Source organism: Salinivirga sp. (genome assembly GCF_035268865.1).
In the GTDB taxonomy this organism is placed as follows: domain Bacteria; phylum Bacteroidota; class Bacteroidia; order Bacteroidales; family Salinivirgaceae; genus Salinivirga.
On sequence record NZ_DATFKB010000031.1, the window covers coordinates 1 to 4,830 of the forward strand.

Here is a 4,830-nt window from a genome sequence, read left to right on the forward strand (position 1 = left end):
TAATTTACCTACGGCCGAAATCTTCAAGTAGAAGGTGCCCGCTCAAAACACTTAGGCCAATCCAACTCAACCAACACATTAATAATTTAAGTATGATTCTTTTTAAAACAAAATATAATTTGTCGCACTAAAATGGACAAGTCAGGAATGATATTGAGCGTATCAAAGCCTACAATCAGGAATGGATTGAAAAAGAGAAAGCTCAAAAATCCAGGTAGAACCAACTTTCCCAGCTAATCAGATTATTTGTTTATCCTGTTTTGAAGGTAATTTGTCCACCTTTCAAGCAGCTGCGACATGTCATGTGGCAGGTCAGAATTAAAGCACATCATTTCTCCGCTTTCAGGATGTTTAAATCCCAGTGTTTTGGCGTGAAGTGCCTGGCGTGGACAAACCTGAAAACAATTACGAACAAATTGTTTGTACTTTGTAAATGTTGTGCCTTTTAGGATCCGGTCGCCACCATATTCATTGTCATTGAATATTGGATGACCGATGTGTTTCATGTGCGCACGAATCTGATGTGTTCTGCCGGTTTCAAGCTTGCATTCTATAAGTGAAACATAATCGTAGTGCTGAAGCACTTTATAATGCGTAACGGCATGCTTACCATACTCACCTTCAGGGAAAACAGTCATTACTTTCCGGTTTTTTAAAGACCGTCCTATATGTCCCGTAATTGTACCCTCTTCAGTTTTTGGGCTTCCCCAAATGATAGCCTGGTAGGTGCGTTGTGAAGTATGATCTGCAAACTGGGCCGCCAGTTTAACTTTTGCAGTTTCTGTTTTAGCAATCACCAACAATCCTGAAGTATTCTTATCGATCCGGTGTATTAAACCTGGTCTGGGGTCGGTATTATCTTTAAACATGGGTAAATCGCGAAAATGATATGCGAGGGCATTTACCAGCGTGCCGGTATAATTACCATAACCGGGATGCACAACAAGTCCGGCAGGTTTATTTACCACGATCAGCGACTCATCTTCATGCACAATATCAAGCGGAATATCTTCAGGAATAATCTCAATTTCGCGCGGGGGTTGACTCATCATAACCCGCACCTCATCGCCGGGTTTCACCTTATAATTTGGCTTTACGGGTGTTTCATTTACTAAAATAAAACCTGCCTGGGCAGCTTCCTGTATTTTATTACGACTGGCGTTTTCTATTCTTACAACCAAAAACCGGTCTATTCGCAATGGTTTTTGCCCCGGATCGGCATGAAACTGATAGTGTTCATACATCTCCTGCTCCTGATGTTCCATTCCCCTACTCTTTAATAATTTTGTATGTATGATAGGTCATATTTTCCGTCAAACGTAAGATATAAAGTCCACGTTGCATACCGTTCATATTGATTTCCGCTTCATCCATACCCCTGTAGACCAATCTGCCCATTTGATCGAATAACTCTACCTCCCAGTGGGCTGCTTTGGGTTTTATGTGAAGTACCCCTGAAGCGGGAACAGGATTGGGATATACCCTGAATACATCTTTATCATTCTCCGGATCTTCGGGTGGAGCAAATGTATCTTTAAAGGCAAACATATCTCTTAATACTGGCCGAATCATGAGCGAACCATCATACTGTGACAGTTCCCAGCTACCATTGGCATTGAAATAGTTTTTCTGATAAGCTATGAAATTTTTATCAAACCCCATATTCAGGCGTTGGTCTGTAATTTTTTGCCAACCAATGTAGAAAGTTTCCCCTACTGCAATGGCACTGTCGAGTTCATAAGTAACGAAATCATTTATTGAATCGGCATATTCCGGCAGGTTGCGTGTTTTTTTGTAGAGTTCTTCTCCGGGGCCCGAACCGCCTTCATCCCAAACCATCAGGTTAAAATAACGGTTCTCATTGTTCAGACTTTTATTGAAATAGATACGTATGGCTTTTAAACTGTCGGCTTCGAAAGTATTGTACTTGACAGCAATCATCCCAAATTTATTACTCACACCGTACATGCCTTCTGCCGAGCCATCGTCGTAAGCATAATAATTATACAAATCAAATGTACGGCTGGTAACATTATTGGGTTCGTAATCTGATTCACTTAAATAGAACCGGTTTTGCACCTCGAAACGTGCCGAATCGTCGTCATTCAAGCTAAACAAACTACCACTAACGGGCTGCTCCAGTTCGTAGTGGGTATTGGGGTCATAGTTATTTGCAATATTACCAATATCCTGTGATTGGCCTGTATAAAGGTTCGTCCATCTCAGGTATGGGGTAATGTTCATTATTTCCTCAGTGTAATTTGTAAAACGATATTCAATATTATCGATTATTTGGGCATAATAGGTTTTAAAATGATCCCATGGAACGGCACTGAAAGTTCCTAATATATTGTTTAAGTTGTGTGTATAAGCAACCTCATCAATCAGCGAATCTTCTATGGACCTGTTGGCGTCCATGTTAACGTAGTCAATATTCCAGTGGTCACAATTCATTCCTGCATATTCGAGTGAAAAGAAGTTAATAAACCTGAATTGCGTACTGTCGTGAATATATTCATCCTGATTGAGCATAATCCGAACTTCCTGAAAGGTATCCATTTGTGTACCGGGTTTACTCCATACACTTCGCCACTCGTTGAGGGTATCGTTTATAAACCGGAATTGCAGAATAATGCTGTCTTTGGTTTGCGGAGTATTACCAAGTCCCCCTCCCTGTATAAAGAAACTTATCATAATATTATCAGCAGCTGTGAAGGCGGAGGCATCAATAAGCTGAGATGTCAGCGTGTCTCCTGGCGTAACAGATGCAGTATCGTGAAAAGCATAAAGGTCTCCGTTCTCATCGATTGCATCGAGTGTAGCCACACCAATTGTGGGTTGATTAGCAGCATAATTATCATTCACATACGCTTTTTGATCAATCCATCTGCCCGGATCAGGAAGTATAGACAGCACTGAAAAATCGTCAAAAAAGGGCAATGATAGACTACTCTGTTGCTTCATAAGTGAACTGGTTGCCTCATGATCGAATGCTTTAAGTTCTGCATTGCGATCGGTACCTGTCAGGTATTCCTGCCCGCTCAGATGTACAGAAAACAAAACGAATACAAAAACTGCAATTAACTTCGAATATGTAATTATTTCATTCCGCATGCAATGAGTCTGTTTTAAACTTATTCTCTTTTACTGTCAGCCAAATATCGACATATGAACCGAGCTTAATACGTCTGCCTTCACCAGGTTTATGATTATAAACCCTGGCATTAAGTGAATCGCTGTATGTAAGTACCGATTCATCGTACAAAACACCCCCAACATTCAGGAAACGATCGTTAATGGTCTGAAAAGCCTCTTTGGAGCTTAATCCTATTAAATCGGGCACGCTCTCGTACTGGCTACCATAACCTTTACCAAGCACCAAATCAATTTCGCTGTTTTTGGCCACCATAGTGCCGGGCTTTATAATGCTGCCATTGATGCGTTGTTCAATTATATAGTTCTTCATCGGATCGGGCCTGTAAATGAGTTTTCCAACTTTTAGGCCGGCACTTTGCAATGAAACTTTTGCCTGCCGGTACGATACGCCAACGGTATTGGGTACAGGTACTTTTGCCTGATTAAACGCATTTATGGTTAAAAATATTGTACGGTTTTCCTTTACTTTAAAGTCGGGACGCGGATTCTGATCCACTACAGTTCCTTTTCTGCGTCCATCAATAAATACAGAGTCTGCAATTTCAATTTCTAAATCTTTATCATCGGCAAGTTCGGCAGCTTCCTGCTTATTTAACCCGGTAAAATCAGGAACAAGGAGGGCTTGTCCGTGATGGGTATATAGTTTCAGGCCAAAAAATACAAGCCAAACAAAAACTATAAGCGACACTACTGCAATTAACAAATGTTTTCCAAAAGTCTTCGATTTAAGAAAGCGACCCAGTTTCATTGGTTTCTGATTTTATTTGTCACAAAGATAAAATCTTTGCTTTTAGGTTGGATAAATGGGAACGATGATTTTAAGAATAAATTTTAACTGTGTTGTAAATACTGTCCCGTTCAACCGGAGTGCGCTGGTTTTGCTTAATAAAATTAATTAGTTCGTGTGACGACATTGCAGGCTGTTTTTTGCCACCAGCCATGCTGTAAATTTTAGTTGTATCGGCAATAGTTCCGTCAATATCATCGACGCCAAAATGTAGCAAAAGCAGTGTTTGATCAATACCCAGCATGGGCCAGTAGGCTTTTAGGTGTGGAATATTATCGAGAAAAATTCTGGTGAGCATAAAAGTTTTAAGATCCTCAATTATTGATACTTCACCAAGGTGGCTCATTTTGTTGTTACCTGCCTTAAATTTGAGTGGAATAAAGGCATTAAACATTCCTGTACGATCCTGAAGTTCTCTTAACCTCTCTAAATGCGCCAGGCGGTGCTTCATGGTGTCATAATGGCCATAAAGCATGGTTGCATTTGTAGGAATACCCAGTTTATGTGCTATTTCATGCACATTTAGCCACTCATCTGCAGAAATTTTGTCGGGGCATATTCTCCTGCGTATCCCGGGGTCAAATATTTCGGCGCCACCACCCGGCATCGACATAAGTCCTGCATTGTGTAGTGCTTCAATGCCTGTTTCAAGGGGCACACCGTCAAGTTTGCACATCTGTACAATTTCTTCGGCGGTAAAAGCTTTAATATGAATTTTGGGATGTGCTGTGTGCAATGCGGAGATCAGGTCAATGTAAAATTTAAGACCACGGTCAGGGTGTACGCCCCCTACAATATGAAATTCAGTGAGGCCCGGCTCCTGCTCAATTGCATTTTGGGCCATAGCAAGCATTTCATCAATGGAATATTCCCAGCTCCCTTCGGCT

The 4,830-nt window shown here is 41.0% G+C and carries 4 protein-coding genes; all 4 read right to left on the reverse strand.

From position 1 onward, the window contains the following. Nucleotides 1–242: 242 nt before the first annotated feature. The gene (locus VJ937_RS02040; RefSeq protein WP_324065254.1) at nucleotides 243–1,265 is read right to left on the reverse strand and encodes an RluA family pseudouridine synthase; all 1,023 of its coding nucleotides are present in this window, start codon (nucleotides 1,263–1,265) and stop codon (nucleotides 243–245) included. A 4-nt stretch (nucleotides 1,266–1,269) separates the two neighbouring features. Next, nucleotides 1,270–3,114 carry a T9SS type A sorting domain-containing protein gene (locus VJ937_RS02045; protein WP_324065255.1) on the reverse strand — a complete coding sequence of 615 codons (1,845 nt, stop codon included), beginning with the start codon at nucleotides 3,112–3,114 and terminating at the stop codon, nucleotides 1,270–1,272. After that, nucleotides 3,104–3,904, reverse strand: a complete 801-nt coding sequence (locus tag VJ937_RS02050) for a PASTA domain-containing protein (protein WP_324065256.1) — start codon at nucleotides 3,902–3,904, stop codon at nucleotides 3,104–3,106. Before VJ937_RS02050 ends, VJ937_RS02045 begins: the two co-directional genes overlap by 11 nt. A gap of 70 nt (nucleotides 3,905–3,974) precedes the next feature. After that, on the reverse strand, nucleotides 3,975–4,830 hold an 856-nt coding region (locus tag VJ937_RS02055; protein ID WP_324065257.1), incomplete at its 5' end, for a CofH family radical SAM protein.

Excerpts from the sequence above, each read along its gene's own strand:
- VJ937_RS02040 (WP_324065254.1), bottom strand. The coding sequence starts at position 1,265 with ATGGAACATCAGGAGCAGGAGATGTATGAACACTATCAGTTTCATGCC.
- VJ937_RS02050 (WP_324065256.1), bottom strand. The coding sequence starts at position 3,904 with ATGAAACTGGGTCGCTTTCTTAAATCGAAGACTTTTGGAAAACATTTG.
- VJ937_RS02045 (WP_324065255.1), bottom strand. The coding sequence starts at position 3,114 with ATGCGGAATGAAATAATTACATATTCGAAGTTAATTGCAGTTTTTGTA.